Source organism: Thermus sp. FJN-A (assembly GCF_054655095.1).
Genome location: NZ_BAAHSC010000170.1, coordinates 1 through 350, shown reverse-complemented (window position 1 = coordinate 350; position 350 = coordinate 1). Strand labels below are relative to the sequence as shown.

Genomic DNA, 350 nt, shown 5'->3' with positions numbered 1-350 from the left:
GTGAAGGAAGACCTTCAACGGGGAGAGGTCACGGGGCACCGTCTTCCCAAGGAGGGGAAGGAAGAGGCCTACCCTCAGGACCCTCCAGGCGTTGGTACCGGGACGTTTCCTTCCCCCGGTAAACCCGTCCCGGCCGCCCGGCGAGCCCTGAAGGCTTGAGAGCAGGGACAGGGACCCCTGAGCCCTCTTGAGCTCACGGGAGAGGCTGTCCCCGCGGGACTTGTCACGCTCGTTTCTCTTCTGAGTGCGGAGTTCCTCGGCTTTAGCCCGGTAGAACCCCTGGGCGTGGGCCAGGAACGCCTCGTCCTTCAGGAGCTTCTCGTACCCCTCGGGAAGCTTCTCCCTGAACC

At 64.6% G+C, this 350-nt stretch carries 1 pseudogene; it reads right to left on the bottom strand.

What is annotated here, in order from left to right:
* Window positions 1–350 (bottom strand): annotated as a pseudogene (locus tag ACYQ0J_RS05315) (IS200/IS605 family accessory protein TnpB-related protein); the annotation flags it as partial.